Source organism: Moraxella sp. (genome assembly GCF_030525845.1).
Classification (GTDB): Bacteria; Pseudomonadota; Gammaproteobacteria; order Pseudomonadales; family Moraxellaceae; genus Moraxella.
The window spans coordinates 20,427-38,110 of sequence record NZ_JAUNDY010000010.1 but is presented as its reverse complement, the minus strand read 5'-3'; the positions used below and the strand labels follow the sequence as shown (position 1 = coordinate 38,110).

At 43.4% G+C, this 17,684-nt stretch carries 11 protein-coding genes and 1 tRNA gene; 3 read left to right on the top strand and 9 right to left on the bottom strand.

The window, feature by feature from the left end; genetic code table 11:
• The first annotated feature begins 34 nt into the window (after window positions 1–34).
• The gene (locus Q4B79_RS05455) at window positions 35–5,044 is read left to right on the top strand and encodes a translocation/assembly module TamB domain-containing protein (protein WP_303085418.1); all 5,010 of its coding nucleotides are present in this window, start codon (window positions 35–37) and stop codon (window positions 5,042–5,044) included.
• Between the two features lie 102 nt (window positions 5,045–5,146).
• Here the strand turns inward: Q4B79_RS05455 and hemP are convergent, their stop codons facing one another.
• Window positions 5,147–5,308 (bottom strand): hemin uptake protein HemP, encoded by a 162-nt coding sequence (hemP, locus tag Q4B79_RS05450; RefSeq protein ID WP_249100859.1) that lies wholly within the window; start codon window positions 5,306–5,308, stop codon window positions 5,147–5,149.
• Window positions 5,309–5,532: 224 nt separating this feature from the next.
• Here hemP and Q4B79_RS05445 point away from each other — a divergent pair, with 224 nt between their 5' ends.
• The gene (locus Q4B79_RS05445) at window positions 5,533–6,522 is read left to right on the top strand and encodes a thiamine phosphate synthase (RefSeq protein ID WP_303085417.1); all 990 of its coding nucleotides are present in this window, start codon (window positions 5,533–5,535) and stop codon (window positions 6,520–6,522) included.
• Between the two features lie 144 nt (window positions 6,523–6,666).
• Window positions 6,667–8,001 (top strand): glyceraldehyde-3-phosphate dehydrogenase, encoded by a 1,335-nt coding sequence (locus Q4B79_RS05440; protein WP_303085416.1) that lies wholly within the window; start codon window positions 6,667–6,669, stop codon window positions 7,999–8,001.
• A 772-nt stretch (window positions 8,002–8,773) separates the two neighbouring features.
• On the opposite strand, the gene Q4B79_RS05435 is transcribed toward Q4B79_RS05440, so the two are convergent.
• From Q4B79_RS05435 to Q4B79_RS05400, 8 genes are all read right to left on the bottom strand, one after another.
• Entirely contained in the window at window positions 8,774–8,896 is a 123-nt protein-coding gene (locus Q4B79_RS05435) for a hypothetical protein (protein WP_303085415.1), read from the bottom strand.
• Window positions 8,897–9,122: 226 nt separating this feature from the next.
• Complete coding sequence (locus Q4B79_RS05430; RefSeq protein ID WP_303085414.1) at window positions 9,123–10,349, bottom strand: integrase arm-type DNA-binding domain-containing protein; 1,227 nt, start codon at window positions 10,347–10,349, stop codon at window positions 9,123–9,125.
• Between the two features lie 181 nt (window positions 10,350–10,530).
• A tRNA-Leu gene (locus tag Q4B79_RS05425) sits at window positions 10,531–10,616 on the bottom strand.
• A 98-nt stretch (window positions 10,617–10,714) separates the two neighbouring features.
• Window positions 10,715–11,089: a DUF6636 domain-containing protein gene (locus Q4B79_RS05420; RefSeq protein WP_303085413.1), complete on the bottom strand. Its 375-nt coding sequence runs from the start codon at window positions 11,087–11,089 to the stop codon at window positions 10,715–10,717.
• Window positions 11,090–11,153: 64 nt separating this feature from the next.
• Complete coding sequence (gene ppsA, locus Q4B79_RS05415) at window positions 11,154–13,514, bottom strand: phosphoenolpyruvate synthase (protein WP_303085412.1); 2,361 nt, start codon at window positions 13,512–13,514, stop codon at window positions 11,154–11,156.
• Between the two features lie 147 nt (window positions 13,515–13,661).
• Window positions 13,662–14,903, bottom strand: coding sequence for a GDSL-type esterase/lipase family protein (locus Q4B79_RS05410; protein ID WP_303085411.1), 1,242 nt, complete (start codon window positions 14,901–14,903; stop codon window positions 13,662–13,664).
• A 21-nt stretch (window positions 14,904–14,924) separates the two neighbouring features.
• Window positions 14,925–16,016 carry a DUF459 domain-containing protein gene (locus Q4B79_RS05405; protein WP_303085410.1) on the bottom strand — a complete coding sequence of 364 codons (1,092 nt, stop codon included), beginning with the start codon at window positions 16,014–16,016 and terminating at the stop codon, window positions 14,925–14,927.
• Between the two features lie 11 nt (window positions 16,017–16,027).
• Window positions 16,028–17,536 (bottom strand): MBOAT family protein, encoded by a 1,509-nt coding sequence (locus Q4B79_RS05400; RefSeq protein WP_303085409.1) that lies wholly within the window; start codon window positions 17,534–17,536, stop codon window positions 16,028–16,030.
• Window positions 17,537–17,684 lie beyond the last annotated feature (148 nt).

Genomic DNA, 17,684 nt, shown 5'->3' with positions numbered 1-17,684 from the left:
ACATTCCAAACACACATAAAAAGACAGCTTTATCATGACAAATCAGCCACATAATCATCATGACGATGTCGCCAAAGCTGGTGGCAACGAGGCAGATTTGCCCTTAAATCCTCCTCAATCCACAAGGTTTGCACCACTAAGACGGTTTGTGCTTGGCGTGTTTTTGATGTTTGTGGTGGTGTTTTTGGGTGTGTGGGGCTTTATTGCCAGTGAAGCAGGTACGAGGTTTGTATTAGAAAAAATCATTAAAAGCACAGGCGTTACGCTAACTTATCAAGATGGCACACTTTATCGTGGCGTACAGGTTGCTGATGTTGTCATCGCACCAAATGAAGACATGCAGATTTTGGTGAATCATGCTGACATACAGCTTGGCTGGCGTTCGCTATTGGCAGGGCAGGTTCATTTATCAAAAGCTCACATTGACCGTCTTGATATTATCAACGAAAAACCACCTACGGACAGCCCTTTTGAGTACCCCACATTAAATATCCCCATGACGCTTCGCCTACAAAATATTAGGGCAAATGTCGTCAGCTACCAACAAATAGACCAAGAAGCCTTTTATTTATATGACATTGCCCTAGCAGACGGTAAGTGGTCAAAAACCCACGCAGAAGTCTCTGGGGTGTCGCTAGATGTCAATCGCATGGTGTCAATCAGCGGAGCTGATGGTAAGATTGATTTGCAGGGGGATTATCCGCTTAATGTTACCGCTGCCGTCCAAATCCCTGTCATTGAAAAGGCGTATTTTGATGTCTTGCACGCCAAAGCCTATGGCACTTTAAAACGCACCTATGGCACGGTTATTAGTCAATACAATAAACATGATATACATGGCGAGTTTAGCGTGCAAAGTTTGGATAAAGGCGTACCATTTAGTGCTAAGTTGTACGTGCCAAATGCAGTTTTGCCATATGCCAATGAGCAAAATATGACCATCACAGATGGGGTTATTACGGCTGATGGCGTGGTTTCACGGATTGAACTGCGTGTCAATACCGATTTGACAGGAAAATACATACCGACTGGTCGGTATTATGGTCGAGGTATCATCACTCATGATGGCATGGAGGTGGTGTCATTGACTGCTGATACTGCCAGCGGTCAGCTATATGCTCATGGGGATATGGATTGGTCTGATGAATTTGTACTGCACGCCAAAGCGGTGGGGGAGGGCGTTCATGTGCGTGATTTTATGCCTCGTGAGTACCGTGAATATCAAGCCTATTTGCCGCAGACGCTGACGGGTGCGTTGGATTTTCGTTATTTTTATTTGGATAAAGATAAAAACGAGACACGTTTAGAATTTGATTTGACCCAAAAAGACGGCGAACGTGTTTTGGCAGACCTATCCCAACATCAAGGAAAATCTCACGCCCCTTGGCATATTAATGCCAATTGGCAAAACCTTGTGCGAGAGGGTGTGCCTCATTTGGATGGTATTAACAGTCCGCATGGGTCGGCAAGCATCATCTTAGATAAGCAGACACGCATCGATGCTAAGGCAAATATTGATAAGCTCTCCACCGCCCCTAGTGGTGACTATCAGGTGCAGATGGTGGTTGATGGTCATAGAATTCATATTAATGATTTTGGTTATCAAGGCAAGATGGGTGATTTGTCAGGCAAGGGGCAAATTGACCTTGCTCATGCAAAAGAACCATTAACTTGGCAATTTGATGTGAGTAGTACAGGTGTTTTAACCAAGGATTATTTGAATGCGCCGATTGAGCTGATTGAAGGAAATGCACTGCTGACAGGGCGAATGCTAACCCAGACAACCCCCCAAAACCGCCAAAAACAACTCCACGACATTGAGGTGGTGCGTTCTGATTTGACAGCGACCCTAAGCAATGCACAAACCTCCAATACCATTTCTCTAAACGGACAAGCAAAAACCAAAGTTACCTTGCTTGATGCTGCATTAGATGGTTTTGAGATGAGTGTGCGTGGCAAGCTTAGGCAGGATTTTTTACCCAAACTTGGCGTCAGTGATGTGAATCTTGTGATGGGGGGCGATACCAACCATGTGGACATTAAGACACTTTCCTTGCATTCGCCCAATGGTAGATTGACAGGCGAAGGTAAGGTGGGCTTTGCTGGTGGAATTGACTGGGATATTGATGCCAATCTTGATGGACTAGATACGGTCATTTTTAGTGATAATCATGCCTTGCTTGCAAAAATCTCTGGCGACATCAAAAGCGTGGGTGCTTACAAAGATGATAAACTTACCAACATGACTGCCAACTTTAATGGCAAGGTGTCGCACGCCAAACTTCCAGAGGGTACACTGGTACTTGATTTGGCGGGAGAAAATCAACGATTTAAGCTTCACAACCTGACTTATGCTGGCACAACATCCGATGAACCTTCGTCTCTGTCTGTGTCAGGTCATCTTGATGCTCAACAAATGGCGTGGGATTTGGTGGCACAGACTAAGCATTTTGACTTGGGTGGGCTTGTGCAGGGCATGGACAGTGATTTGACGGGTAATTTTGCTACTGTGGGTGCGTGGGGAGATGATGTTCAGCAAGTTGCCATTAATGAGCTTGATATGTCAGGTCATCTGCGTGGACAAAAGGTGCTTGCCACAGGGTCGCTGTCAGCGAAGTTTAGTTTGCCGAAAGATTTTAGGGGGTATTTACACGGTCTAAAAAATACACCTGAGAGTTTTGATTTGCAAAGTTTGACGGATTTTCAAAAACAGCTTGATAAAAACACCCAAAAAACACGTCAATTTATCCATGAATTAAACGCCAATCGCGTGCAATTTCGCTTAGGCGATAACATCATGAACATGCATGGCACCGAAAAAAATCTAACCACCACCCTAAATTTGACAGATTTAAGCCAAATCATGCCAACCACACGTGGTGCTATCAAGGGGGGGTTGGTTTTGGTTGATGACCGTAGAGCACTGCCGACAATCTATGTGGACATTAATGCCAATGACGTGCGTACGGCAGATATCATCCTGCAAAAGGCAAATGTGGTGGGTAAAGTGGTTAATCTGGGAAATTCGCCCAGTCAGTTTCTTGTGGAAGTCTCTGATGTCATTGCGATGGGGCGTGTACTAAAATCAGCAAGGGTTGATTTTAAGGGTACTCAAAGTCAGCATGAACTTGCCATTACCACCAAAAATACCAATGTTGAAGTACGTGCCAAAGTAGCGGGGGGCTTTGACGAGAGGTTGGGGGTGTATGAGGGGGTGCTTGGCGAGGGTCGTATGGAGACACGTTTTGGGCTACTTTCCCAAAGACAGCCTACGCAGTTTAGTGTGGGCTTGGACAAAAGCCTAAAAATAGCACCGCACTGCTGGCAAACCACCCAAACTCGCATCAGCGATGTGGGAGTGGTGTGCTTGAACGATACATTCACTTATTTGCCCGATGAAAAAATACACGCCGATGTGGTTGTTCAAAACCTAGATACAGCCGTGCTATCTCCCGCCTTACCTACAGGTATTTTTTGGCGTTCCAAACTAAATGGTAAAGCCAAAGTCAGCCACAAAAAGGGCAATGCCTATCCTCAAATCCAAGCAGTATTGTATTCAGATAATGGGCGAGTTGGTTTATATGCCGATGACACAGGCTATGTGGAAGTGCCCTATGAGAGGGTTTCGCTCATCGCCCAAAGCACGCCAGCAGGTCTAAAACTTCGTGCCGATGTGGCAGGTGTTATCGGAGAGGGGTATGTTGATGTGATCGTCAATCCTTTTAAAGAAGATAAGCCTATATCAGGGGCAATGGTGGCAACCGATATTGATTTGTCTGTACTTAGACCGTTTTTGCCAAGTTTTAGTGCTTTATCGGGTATGGCGACCCTGCAAGGGGGGTTGGGGGGTACGCTTAGTCGCCCACTATTTTATGGCAATGCCGAGATGACAAATGGGCGAGTGGCTGTTAGGGGTGTACCGATGGATTTAACCAACATTGAGCTAGATGCTACCATTTCTGGCACGCAAGCGGATTTGGTGGGTCGCTTTATGGGAGGGCAAGGCACGGGTAAACTGACAGGTAAAATAGACTGGCAAAATGAACTTCAAGCTAAATTTGATATTTCTGCCAATGACTTAGCCATCAGTTCACCGCCAGTGATGGTTGCTCAAATCAGTCCTGAGGTTGAGGTGGTGGTCAAACCACTATCACGTTATGTGGACATCAAAGGTGTGCTTGCCGTTCCTAGTGCCATCATTCGTCCGCCACAAGCACAAGATGATGTAGTGGCAGAGTCTACTGATGTTTCGGTGCTTGACCGTGGTATGCTTGGCGATGCCTCAAAGGTTTTATCGGCATCTGCCCCATGGAGCATCAATGCAAATATTGGACTGGATTTGGGTGATGATGTGGTGTTTCGTGGTTTTGGGGCAAAGGTGCCATTGGCTGGGGCATTGTTTCTTACCCAAAGCGGGCAGGGTAGCATGCAGGCTCGTGGTGTGATACAGGTGTCTGAGCGCACCAAAATCGATGGTGTGGGACAAAATCTAGAAATTAACTACGCCCAAATCCGCTTTAATGGCGACCTGCTAAATCCACGCCTATCCATGGAGGCTCAAAAAGAAGTGGAGGGTCAAACGGTGGGGCTACGTATTAAGGGCGTGGCAAGCTCGCCAGAGATTAGCGTTTTTAATAATGCGGGACTGACCGAGCAACAAGCGATGAATGCCATTGTAACGGGTCGATTGGATCCCTCTGCGGATAGTCAAATCTCCGAGCAGGGTTTTCGCTCGCAGGTTGCTAACAATCTTGCAGCAGCAGGTCTAAGTCTAGGACTGTCAGGCACTCGTTCACTAACCAATCAAATTGGTAGTGCGTTGGGTCTAGAAAGTTTGACGGTAGATGCCTCCGGCAACTCAAATGACACGCATGTCAATATCACAGGTTATATTACGCCTGATTTGTACATTCGCTATGGGGTGGGTGTGTTTAACGCCAAAACTGAGCTGTCTATGCGGTATCAGCTCACTCGACGTGTGTATGTTGAGGCGGTATCAGCCACCGAAAAAATGGTGGATATGATTTATCGTTGGAAGTTTTGATGTGTGGTGCGATGCAACATTTGCCATAAAACCGAAGCGAAGTCTTAATAAACTCACCAAAAACAAAAGCACCCATATTAGGTGCTTTTTTGTGACGACGGGTTATTTGGTTAAAATTAAGCGGTTATTGCGAGTCAAACGCAAGCGGTACTCCTCTCCTTGATGTTCGATGCGGACTTCCTTAGTCAGGGCAAATAGGTTTTGTGAGTGCAAAGTTGGCAAGCGAGTTGCTTCACGGTTGCTAAAATAACGGGCAATGGTCATGGTCATGACGATATTCCTTGTGTTTGGACGGGATGCGGATATTTTTCCGAGCCGTCTAGCTGATAATAAATATTGGCTAAAAATGATAATTTTATGTAAATATAAAAAAATTACAAACAATAAAAATTATCATTTGATAATATGATAACAAATTTTATAAAGATTGCAAATATAAATTGCAAAATTTGGCAAAATTTACGTATTTTCAGACCAAAGGTATTTTTATGACGACAAAATCAACAAATACCCCCAAAATCGTCCCTGTGGCGGTGGCAGTCCTTCGCTATGGCGAACTTTTTTTGTTGGCGACACGCCTAGACCACCAACATCAAGGCGGTAAATTAGAATTTGTGGGCGGTAAAATCGAGCAGGGTGAAACCCCCAATCATGCCCTAATCCGAGAAGTGGGCGAGGAATTGGGGCTTGATATTTCTCACAATGTGGCAACCAAACTTGGGCGGATTGGTCATGATTATGGCGATAAAATCGTGCGGTTATTTGTCTATCAAATTTGGCTGAATGATGAGCAATATCTTGATTTTAAAGATAAAAAAGTAGGTAATGACGGTCAGCACATTGGTTTTTATGATAAGGGGATTTTAAGTCAAACTGAGCGTTTTCCCACCGCCAATGCCCCCATTTTAAACTGGCTTGCCTTGCCGTCTGTCATCACCATCAGTCGTCCATTGAGTGAATTTGAAAAACAAACCGACTGGTTGGATTTTTATTTATCTTTGCCCAAAGGACGTACGCTGATGGTGCGTACACAGGCAGACCACCAAACCAATGCCAAACTTATCCATACTTTGTCATCACAAAGAGCTGATTTAAGGTTGGTGGTGTCTTTACAAGACATTGTTGATAATTCCAGCATCACGGCGGTGCGATTGACCCAAAATGAGCTGATGACACTAGATTTATCATCGCAAACCTTACCTAATTTGCCAGTCATTGCCAGTTGTCATGATGAAAAAAGTATCCAAAAAATCAACGCATTGGCAAAAATTCACCCCGTCATGGCGGTGATGATTTCGCCTGTTTTGCCTACCCAAACGCACCCAAATGCACCACATTTGGGGTGGGAGGATTTTGCTCATTTGGCAGAAATTGCGGACGCGCCTGTGATTGCATTGGGTGGACTTAGTCCGTCTGATGTGGAGACAGCATACCAACATGGGGCGGTGGCGGTGGCAGGGATACGGGCGTTTTTGTGATGATAAGGGTGGTTGGTGAATATTTATTTATTTAAAAAATGGATATATTTTTTAATTTAATATAACTTGTCAAGACGTCTAATTTATTTTAAAATCTAGCCGTTTTATGGCTATTATTCCATCTTTTTATAAAAGGACATTACCATGAGTATCTATCAAAACCATCTTGCCAAACGTCAAGCAAGCGAAGCCGTTGCCACCGAGCTACTGGTTGCCCTTGCTAAATTATCTGCCCAAAACGTGAATGTCTTGTTTTTTGGCGAGCGTGTTTCTTTGTCGGTATCGGACATCTTGGCAAAGCATGCCAAAGCAGGGCTTGATGTGGCACAGACCTTGGCACTTGCCAAAGAGTTGACTGTGGCTAATACCACCGTTGATTTGGGTCAGGCAGTCAAAGCAGGCAAAAAAGCCAGCGATTTTGCCAGCGGTGCAGAAGTCCCTGCCACCGATGTGGTGCTCTATGGCTTTGGTCGTATTGGACGAATTTTGGCTCGCTTGCTCATGAGCCGTCCTGCCAGCGATAAGGGCTTACAGCTTAAAGCCATTGTCGTGCGTCCAGCAGGCGAAGGCGACCTTGCCAAGCGTGGTTCACTCTTAGAGCGTGATAGCGTGCATGGTTGGTTTGATGGTTCGGTGGAAATTGATAGTGCCAATAGTGGTATTATTGTCAACGGTCGTTTTATCAAGTTTATCTATGCCTCTGACCCATCGGAAGTGGACTACACCGCTCATGGTATTGATAACGCCATCGTGATTGACAATACTGGCAAATGGAAAGATGAAGCAGGACTTGGCAAGCATTTGGCAAGCAAAGGCGTGAAAAAAGTACTACTGACCGCCCCTGCCAAAGGCGACATCAAAAACGTGGTCTATGGTGTCAACCACGATACCATCGGTACGGACACCATCGTGTCAGCAGCAAGCTGTACCACCAACGCCATCACGCCAACACTTAAAGTCTTGCATGACACTTATGGTATTGAGAGTGGACACATGGAAACCGTCCACGCCTTTACCAACGACCAAAACTTGGTGGACAACCATCACAAATCCGACCGTCGTGGACGTGCTGCACCACTCAACATGGTCATGACTTCCACAGGGGCAGCCTCTGCGGTATCCAAAGCTATTCCTGAGCTCAAAGGCAAATTGACGGGTAATGCCATTCGTGTGCCAACACCGAACGTGTCATTGGCAATTTTGAATCTTAACTTTGAAAAAGCAGTGGGTTCAGCCGATGAGTTGAATGCCTTTATCAAAGCCAAATCACAAAGTATCGAGTGGCAAGAGCAAATTGACTACTCAGACAGTCCAGAAGCCGTTTCTACCGACTTTTTAGGTTCTGAAAAAGTGGCGATTTTTGATGCCAAAGCGACCATTGCTAGCGACAACCGTGCCACCCTTTATGTGTGGTATGATAACGAAATGGGGTATAGCACCCAAGTCATCAGAGTGGCGGAAGTGATGGCGAGTAACTGATTGACTGTTCGGGGTGCGTTCATTTGTGATTAAAACCAAGTAAATCATAGATTTTAAAGGAGTTAGCCTCAAATTACGCACCTGAACCCCTAACCTATTAAACCTTATAGGGGTTGTTTGGAGTATTTTGTTATAGCTGTGTTGGTTATTAGATGGGTTGCTTGCTGGCAATCTAACTAGGAGCTGACACAGCTTTGTTGTATTTGACTGTTTTCTGGTAAATGTCGCTTTTCTGCTTTGTCAAATTTTGCTATTAGATGTGCTACTACCCCTATATTTAGTGTTTCGTACAAAGCAATGATTTTGGCTTTTATTTGGCAGGCTTTTCTGTTATTTATTTGCTTTACTGATTGAGCCTTTATGCTACTTTTTAAATGGCGTGCTGATATTGATAAAAATTTAGAGAGTTTTTTGGTTGAACTTTAAACGAAAGACAGTATTTTCCCATGTGTTGATGGTAAATCATTGAGGTTTATTAATAGCACCCTACTCAGATTGGCTTGTAAGGCAATGGCATTATTGATTTTACTTTTTGGTATTATAAATTCTTGGGGTGCAAAATAGTGATGCCCGCCGCGAAAAATCTCGCTCATTTTTGCAATAAATCCCTTCATTAACTTCTTGCACTGGGTGCAACACCCTTTCATTTGTGGCTTAGGTAGGGTCAGATAATTTCTTTTATATTCCTACCTAACAACCAAATAATTCACAAACCCCATATTGTCCACATAGCTGACCGCACGAAAGCCCAATGTATCAGCTATTCTACCCCTTAACCGCCAAATTTCGCTGTCATACTCATTTTCATCACCAAAATATTCACCCCAATTTCTGATGTCCAGCTCAAAGTAACCACTCCGCCTGCCAAAGGCGAAAAAGCAGGACTTTTAACCATTGTCTTGGTGGGTACTTTGCAGGGTCATGCCTGATTTTGACCGATAAACCGATAAAAGCCGTCCTTTGGGGCGGTTTTTTATGCTATTGGCTAAATTTTATTGTTTTGCAAAATTCTCATCAATTCATCTTTGCCCATCATATTGATTAATGCTTGTAAGATGTCGCTTGGTTTTTCACGATATACGCCCTTGTAATGCGTTGTGTCCTTACCTCTTGCCAAGTCATCAATAATCCGCCCACGTCTGCATAAGTTCGCACCGCTTGGTGTACAAATCCGCTCGCATATAGGGATTATCCCCCTTGACTTGGTGTCCCAACATCATTTCTGTAATCAAATCGCTATAATCCAGCTCACCCATCAGAATGCTTTTGGCAGATGACCGAAATCCGTGCGACTGGTGTAATCCGCCGTAGCCCAAGCGTTTTAGGGCGGTGGAGGTCGCTCCATCTGATATATAGCCGTCTTTGGTGTCTTTGGCGAACACATGAGGTAAATGCCCTGTGAGTTCGTGCTGTTTTTGTAAAATTTTGATGACTTGACGGGATAGAGGGACGGTCATTTTTTCAACCATTTTTATCCCGCTATTACTTTGCCCCTTGATGGGGATAAGTTCCCATTTGCCGTTGTCCAAGTCTAAATCCACCCACTTCATCGCCCGAATATCGCCATTTCGCACAGCGGTGTAGGCAAGCAGTAGCATATTATGACGAGTGTGGCTGTCCATCGTATTATCATCAAAAATATCTTTGAGTAAGTGTGCAAATTCGGACGGCTTTACTAATGCTTTGCGATTACCGTATTTAACAACGGTAAGTACATGGCTAGTTTTGGCGTTGGCGATGTCGCTCATCGGATTTTGCTTGCAATAGCCGTGCAAGGTTGCCCACGCAAAAATGTCAATCAAATGCCCCCTGCACCTGTCTGCCATATCACTAGGTTTGGTGGGGTCGTTGCGTTGGCGGTGGGTGCGTTCTATGTCTTGCAATAAGTCTATCAAGTCGGCGGTGGTGATTTTGTCAATGGGCGTTTGCCCAAAACGTTCGTTAAATAAATTGAGGCGGTATTGTCGCCTTTTTGCTGTATTGTCTTTCCAGTTTTGTTTGTCTGCCCACGCCGCACAAATCCAACCAAAGGTGTTTTTTGCTAAGCGTTTTCGTTCTTTTTTCAATTGTCTGAAATGGGTTTTGGGGTCAATGTATTGAGCAAGTAACTTATGACAGTCTTGGCAAGCCTTGCGAGCGTCTGCAAGCGATAGGGTGGGGTAATCGCCCAATTTGTGCATTTGCGATTTTTGGTTGATGGGGTGCTTGTATTGCAAGTACCAGTATTTGCCCCCAGTCGGGGTGATGTTCAAGATAAGTCCACCGCCGTCATACAGGCGATAGAGTTTATCTTTGGGCTTGGCTTTGTCTATTTGAGTGCTTGTAAGGGGTAGGGTTTGGCGAGCCATAGAACAGCCTTTTCAATTAACAGTATGCAAAAATCTCATACTGTTAATTGTACTGTCATTATTTGCGGATTGCAACGAACTTTTGCGAACGAAAACGGAAAAATAAGGCATTAAAAAACCCCCTAAAATATTGATTTTTAGGGGTTTTGTGAACTTCCACGAACGTAAGCGGAAAAATAGATGGTACCAGTGGTCGGACTCGAACCGACACGCTTATTAGGCAACGGATTTTGAATCCGTCGTGTCTACCAATTTCACCACACTGGCATGAGTGGTTAGCATTGTTGCTTGCTATGGGTGCATATTATAGCTGATTTTAAAATTTAGTCAAGGGGTTTTTGCAATTTTTTTTAAATTTATGCTTTTTAAAATAAGCTTTGTTTGGCACGACTTAACTGAAAGCCTTTGCCTGCTTTGTTTACGCACCGCATGCCTACCTGCTGACTGGTGCAAGTCCAGCCCTTACCGTTGATGGACTTGCCGTAATGCAAGGTGGTAACTGGCTCATCATCATTTGAACCATCTGCACCGCATACTCGGCGAGCTTTGCTAGCACCGCTTTCAATAATGTAAGCACAACCATCATTGACGCCTTGATTGGTTTCAAAAATAAAGCACCCAACGCTACCGTTTCCACCTTCGCAATAAATATTACCAGATGGGCTTTGAAAGTACACTTGATTGGCGAGAGCTGAGAGTGGCAATAGGGCAAAAGTTACTATTGTTAAAAATTTCATCATATCATTATTCCGTGTTGCGTAAAACGTAAGTATGGGGACAAGCATCGTGCTGTCCCCATATGTTTTATTTATTCGCTAAGAACAACCAAGTATCCAACACTGTATCAGGGTTTAGCGATACTGAGCTGATGCCTTGTTCCATGAGCCATTTGGCAAGGTCTGGGTGGTCGGACGGCCCTTGACCGCAGATACCGACATACTTACCTTGCTTGCGGCACGCCTCAATCGCCATACCAAGCAGTTTTTTGACCGCAGGGTCTCGCTCATCAAATAGATGCGAGACAATACCACTATCACGGTCAAGACCAAGCGTCAATTGCGTTAGGTCGTTTGAGCCAATGGAGAAACCATCAAAGTATTGCAAAAATTCATCAGCCAAGAGAGCGTTGGTTGGCAATTCGCACATCATGATGATTTCTAAATCATTTTGTCCACGCTTTAAGCCATTTTTTTCAAGCAGTTCAATAACCGCTTTTGCCTCGCCTGTGGTACGCACAAAAGGAATCATAATTTTGACATTGGTCAGTCCCATGTCATCTCGGACATACTTCAACGCACGGCATTCAAGCTCAAAGCAATCACGGAAATTTTCCGAAATATAACGGCTCGCCCCACGGAAACCTAGCATGGGGTTTTCCTCGTGCGGTTCGTAGAGCTTACCACCGATGAGGTTGGCGTATTCATTGGATTTAAAATCACTCATGCGCACGATGACAGGCTTATCACGGAACGCCACCGCAAGGGTAGAAATACCTTCGATGAGTTTGTTGATATAAAATTCCACAGGCGAGTTATAACCTGCGATTCGTTCAAAGACTTGGGCTTTGGTTTCTTGGGGCAGGGTATCAACATTGAGTAGGGCTTTGGGGTGTACGCCAATCATGCGGTTAATGATAAATTCAAGGCGAGCCAAGCCCACGCCTTCGTTTGGAATTTGAGCAAAGTCAAAGGCGCGGTCAGGATTACCCACGTTCATCATCACTTTAAAGCCAAGCTCTGGCATGGTGGCGACAGAATTTTTTTGCACCTCAAAATCCAAAATGCCATCATAAATAAAGCCTGTATCGCCCTCAGCACAGGAGACGGTAACTTCTTGGCCGTCTGTGAGCAGTTCGGTGGCATTACCACAACCCACAATCGCAGGCACGCCAAGCTCACGAGCGATAATCGCCGCATGGCAGGTACGACCACCACGATTGGTAATGATGGCACTGGCTCGTTTCATCACAGGTTCCCAGTCTGGGTCGGTCATGTCGGACACCAGCACATCGCCCTCTTCTACCTTGCTCATTTCATTTAGATTGGTAACGATACGCACTTTGCCCGCTCCCACACGCTGACCAATAGAGCGACCCTCACAAAGGACTTTTGCTCCTTTACTATTGATGACATAACGCTCCATGCTGGTTTTGTCTTGGCGGGATTTGACCGTTTCTGGGCGAGCTTGGACGATAAAGAGTTCGCCTGTGTCGCCGTCTTTTGCCCATTCGATGTCCATCGGACAGCCGTAGTGTTTTTCGATGATGAGGGCTTGTTTGGCAAGACGAGTCAACTCATCGGTGGTCAGAGCAAACTGATTGCGGTCGGCTTTATCGACATCGACAATCTTGGTGGAGCGTTTGGTGCTACCTTCATCGCCATAGACCATTTTGATGTGTTTTGAACCAAGATTACGGCGAACCACCGCAGGGCGATTTTCGGCAAGGAGTTTTTTGGACAAATAAAATTCATCGGGATTGACCGCCCCTTGCACCACCATTTCGCCCAAACCGTAGCTTGCGGTGATAAATACCACTTCATTAAAGCCACTCTCAGTATCAAGCGTAAACATCACACCAGAGGTGCCCGTCTCTGAGCGTACCATTCGCTGAATGCCCGCTGAGAGTGCCACGCCTGCGTGTTCAAAGCCTTTATGAACACGATAGGCAATCGCACGGTCATTGTACAGACTGGCAAAGACTTCTTTAATGGCAATCAGCACATTGTCAATGCCACGAATGTTGAGGAATGTCTCTTGTTGACCTGCAAAAGACGCATCAGGCAAGTCCTCAGCAGTCGCAGACGAACGCACCGCCACCGCCACGTCTTGACCGCCTGTCAGCTCAGCATAAGCAGTGCGGATTTCATCTTCTAGGTCTTTGGGGAGTTCTTGGTCAACAACCCAGCCACGTACCTTAGCACCAACTTCGGCTAATTTTTCGACATCGTCCACATCAAGCCCTTTAAGCTCGGCATTGATTTTGTCAAGCAGTCCTGTTTCATTCAAAAAGCGGTTGAATGCTTCTGCGGTAGTCGCAAAACCATTTGGCACGGACACGCCCACATTTGCCAAATTACTAATCATCTCGCCAAGAGATGAGTTTTTACCACCGACAATCTCTACATCATGTTTGCCAAGTTTGCTAAATGGAATGACTTGTGCCATAAAACACCCTTATTAATGTGAAAAATTTGCTAAATTATAACGGCTAATTTACCAATACTCAATTTTATTTTATAAAAAAATGGGTATATTTTTTAAATAAATACACCCATTTTGCAATACTCAAAAATATAAACCGCTGTTGTGAGGTTATTTCGCTCTTTCAATGCGGATAAAACCCCTGCCTTGCCCATTAGCGTTAGCATGAGAAGTGGACGTGCTTTGGGTTTGTCCGATATTGTACGTGATGGGGGCGTTTTGTGTTTGTAAAGAGAGCAAATCATTGGCAAGTTGATATCCCAATCTTTGGTAGCCAGATTTGGAGAAATGTACGCCGTCTTTATTGGCAAGTCCTTGATTTATCCAGGATTTCATGGTGCATGATCCACCCATAGCAGATTGCCAATCCCAGTATAGGGTACGTTCGTTTTGGGCGACTTGTTGTTGGGCGATTTGTATTTCAGATAGATGAGTAGGGCGTGTACCACAACCGCCATTGGTGCTTTTTAGGGATTCAGGAGCACCCAAAATCATGATGGCTGAACGTGGGCTTGCGGTGCGGACTTGACGAACTTTTTCGGTAAGTGTTGTGCGTACGATGTCGACGGATACATTATTGTATGCTTCGTTTGTGCCGTAGGCGAGGATAATGAGATTGGGGCTGATGATGGCAAGTTCGTTTTTCCATGCATTTGTATTCCAGCGACTCCAATGTGATAATTCTGCTCCGTTAATGCCTAATGCTGATACGACTGCACCACGTCCGCTTGGATTGAACGCCCACCAGCCACCGATGGCGGAATTTGTGGCATTTTCGCTATAAATGGTAAAAGGAGGCATGGCATCTACAACAACCATTTGCCAGCTGTTGTTTTTGTGGGGGGCTTCTAGGATAAATTGATGGCCTCGTGCGTCCACCCCTGTGAAACGACCATCATTGGGGCTTTGGCGGATACTTACCCAAATTTTTTGGGTGGGTTCATTGCCTTTTTTGGGTTTTAGGGTGAGGCTTGCTCCATTTGTTTGGGGTGTGGCGACAAGTCCTCCTAGTGTGTAGCTGATACTTTGGTTGGTGCGACTAGAAATGGGGGAAAAATCCACATTGTCATAGCTAAATCTTGCCATTCGCTGACCGCTAAAATACATTGGCATCGCCCAGCCCATGCCGCCATCGCCCATCACGCCTTGCAATCTATCTCGTAGTGCGTCCGTCATGGTGTCGCCTGCGGTGTGGCTGTCGCCTAGTTGTACGACATGCACCGAATGGTTGGTCATGGCTTGTGTGAGCGTGTGTGTATTTGGGTCGCCAAAGTTGGTAAGGTTGGCATGAGCAAAGGTGCTTAGACAGGACAAAAACAGTATGCTGGAGGAAGTTTTATTAAATAATGTCATGATTTGCCTCTTTTGAATTAATTAATTAATGATTAAGTAAGACTGTACTTCTTTGGCAAGAATGCGTTGTCCCTCAGGCGAAAAATGAATGCCATCGGCACTACGCACTTTAATCTTTTTACCATCTTTTTCAAGATAATCATTGTAATGATTGTTGCTGCCACCCATAATTGGACGTGAATCAATAATTTGGATATTGTGTTTATTTAACTCTGAAACCATCACGTCATTGAGATGAATCATTTGGTGGTTTAATTTGTCTTTTTTCATGTTTGGTGGGGTAATCCAGATAATTCCAACATGACGATTTTTGGAGAACTCAATGATGTCTCTCATACGCATTTGATATTCAGCTATCCATTCATCGCTTTCAAATTTTAGGTATTTGCCATTTTTGGCTGGCATGTCCCATGGGTCGTTTGCTCCGAGCATAATAATTAATACTTTGATATTTTCATCAGATTCTAAGGTTTTTTTAATGGTGTTGTTCCAATCAAAAAACTTTGGATAGGATAATCCTGTGCTTTGCTTACTAAGGTTGATGGAATCTATTCCCAAGCCTTGTAAATATTTTTGCATGTGTGGGGCAATTCCTTGCATAAGAGAATCCCCTGCAAAAAATACTTTTTGGGTTTTGTTGATGGTTAAAGATTGGGTCAATTCCGATTGTTTTTGGTCAGCAAGGATTTTTTGGTCAAGAAGTTCTTTTTCTTTTTGGAGGCGTATTTTTTCTTTTATTTCATTTTCCAATAACTGTGCTTTATATACTGATGTATAAGCATAATTATCATTAAAATTGTTAATGATGTTTTGGTTAAATTGTTCAATGTAATTGACAGCATTATCATGATAACGATATAAGCCATCGCCAATTCTTTCGCCCATTTGCCACCATGAGTGGTTTATTTTACTCAAAGGACTGGGCGTATGATAAGTTTGTAAATAATAGTTATTGATAGATTTTTGCATTATCCAAACACCTGCTGTGATGGATAGTAGTAAAAATAATACCGCACTCATCAATGATGATTTAAAGTCATCATAATCCATTTCGTTTTCATTATCGTCGTCATAACTGGCATCATTTTTTTTATGTTCATTGTGGGTTTGCATGACAAATTCCTTTAAAAATTAGCATAAATAAATCCGGGTATGCCAGATGGTGCTAAAATAACCACTGTCATAAATAATAAAAAACATACCGCATAAAACCAAAGAGATGGCATTTGATTGATTGTCTGAGCGATGTGCATTCTGCGTCGATAAAATATGGGATAAAGCAGCCAAGATAATCCTAATATCGCTAGTAAATACAAAGGGTTATTTGTCCATAAAACATTGGTGTGGTTAAATATCAAAGCATTAAAGATTAATATGGCTTCATTGAGAGTGGTCGCCCTAAAAAATACAAAAGCAAATACTACAAAGTGTATGGTTGCAATCACGCCTATTGTTTTCCCAGTTTTTCCAGTATTAGTCAAGAAATTTCTCTCTGTGGAATGCTTTATTTTTTGGCAGATTAAATCCCCTGTATTTAGAAGGGCGATGGCAATGGCATGCAAAAGACCCCAAAAGAAGAAATTTAATGTTGAGCCATGCCAAATACCTGATATCACCATCGCAATAATGAGGTTTAGTTGCGTGATAAGAAAGCCCTTTCTGCTTCCACCTAATGGAATATAAATATAATCTCGTATCCATGTAGATAAGCTAATATGCCATCTATCCCAAAAATTCCTGATATTATGTGCCAATAAAGGGGCATTAAAATTCATTGGCAATCGAAATCCAAGCAATAGCCCAAATGCCACCATCATTTCGCTATATCCAGAAAAATCCAAAAACAACTGCAAAGTATAACCATAAATCGCCGCCAAAATTTCTAGACTGTGAAACCCTGTGGGATTGGCAAAAACAGGATTAACCCAATTATCCGCCAAGTAGCCTGAAAGCCACCATTTTTTGGCAAGAGCAACTAAAATGAGTGCAAAAGCAATTTTGGGGTATAATAAATCACGTTGGTAGGGTGTATTTAATTGTTCGTACATGCCATATTTATTGCCTTCGATGTCATGTAATCCTTTTGTTGGGTTTACTCGACTGATGGGTCCTGATGAGATGGTGGCAAAAAATGAAAAATAAGTCAGGGTTTGCCAAAATGATAATTGAGGAATCTCATCATATTCCAAGATTGGTTTTTTGTTGTATTGGTACAATGTTACCAAATAGCTAATGGCTTGAAATGAATAATAAGAAATCCCTAATGGAAAAATAATATTTGCCAATAAACCACTTTCATCCATGCTAAGTGATTGCATGACATGGCTGATATTGTTTCTAAAAAAGTCGTAATACTTAAAGACGGATAAATTAGCAAGTGTAATGATAATACCAGTGATTAACCATGATTTTTTGTAATTTGATGTGATGATAAATTTGGCAATGATAAAAATGAGTACACTAAATAGTGATAATACGGATATGGCAACAATTCCTGCCATCAAATAAATGATAAAATAACTTGCAAATAACAAAATGATGTTTTGAATGTCAGGTCTTTTTCTAAATGACCAATACACCAAAAAGAATACAAAGAAAAATAAAGCAAACTCTACGGATAAAAAAGAAAACATGTGGCTTCCTAGCTTTTTGGTGATTAGACAATGTTTATAAAACGCTAAATTTTAACAAATTTTATGCAAATTGCAAGCTGATTATGGGTTTGATAGGCATACAAATTTACCTACAAAGTTCGCTATTTTTGTGCTATACTGCAAGGAA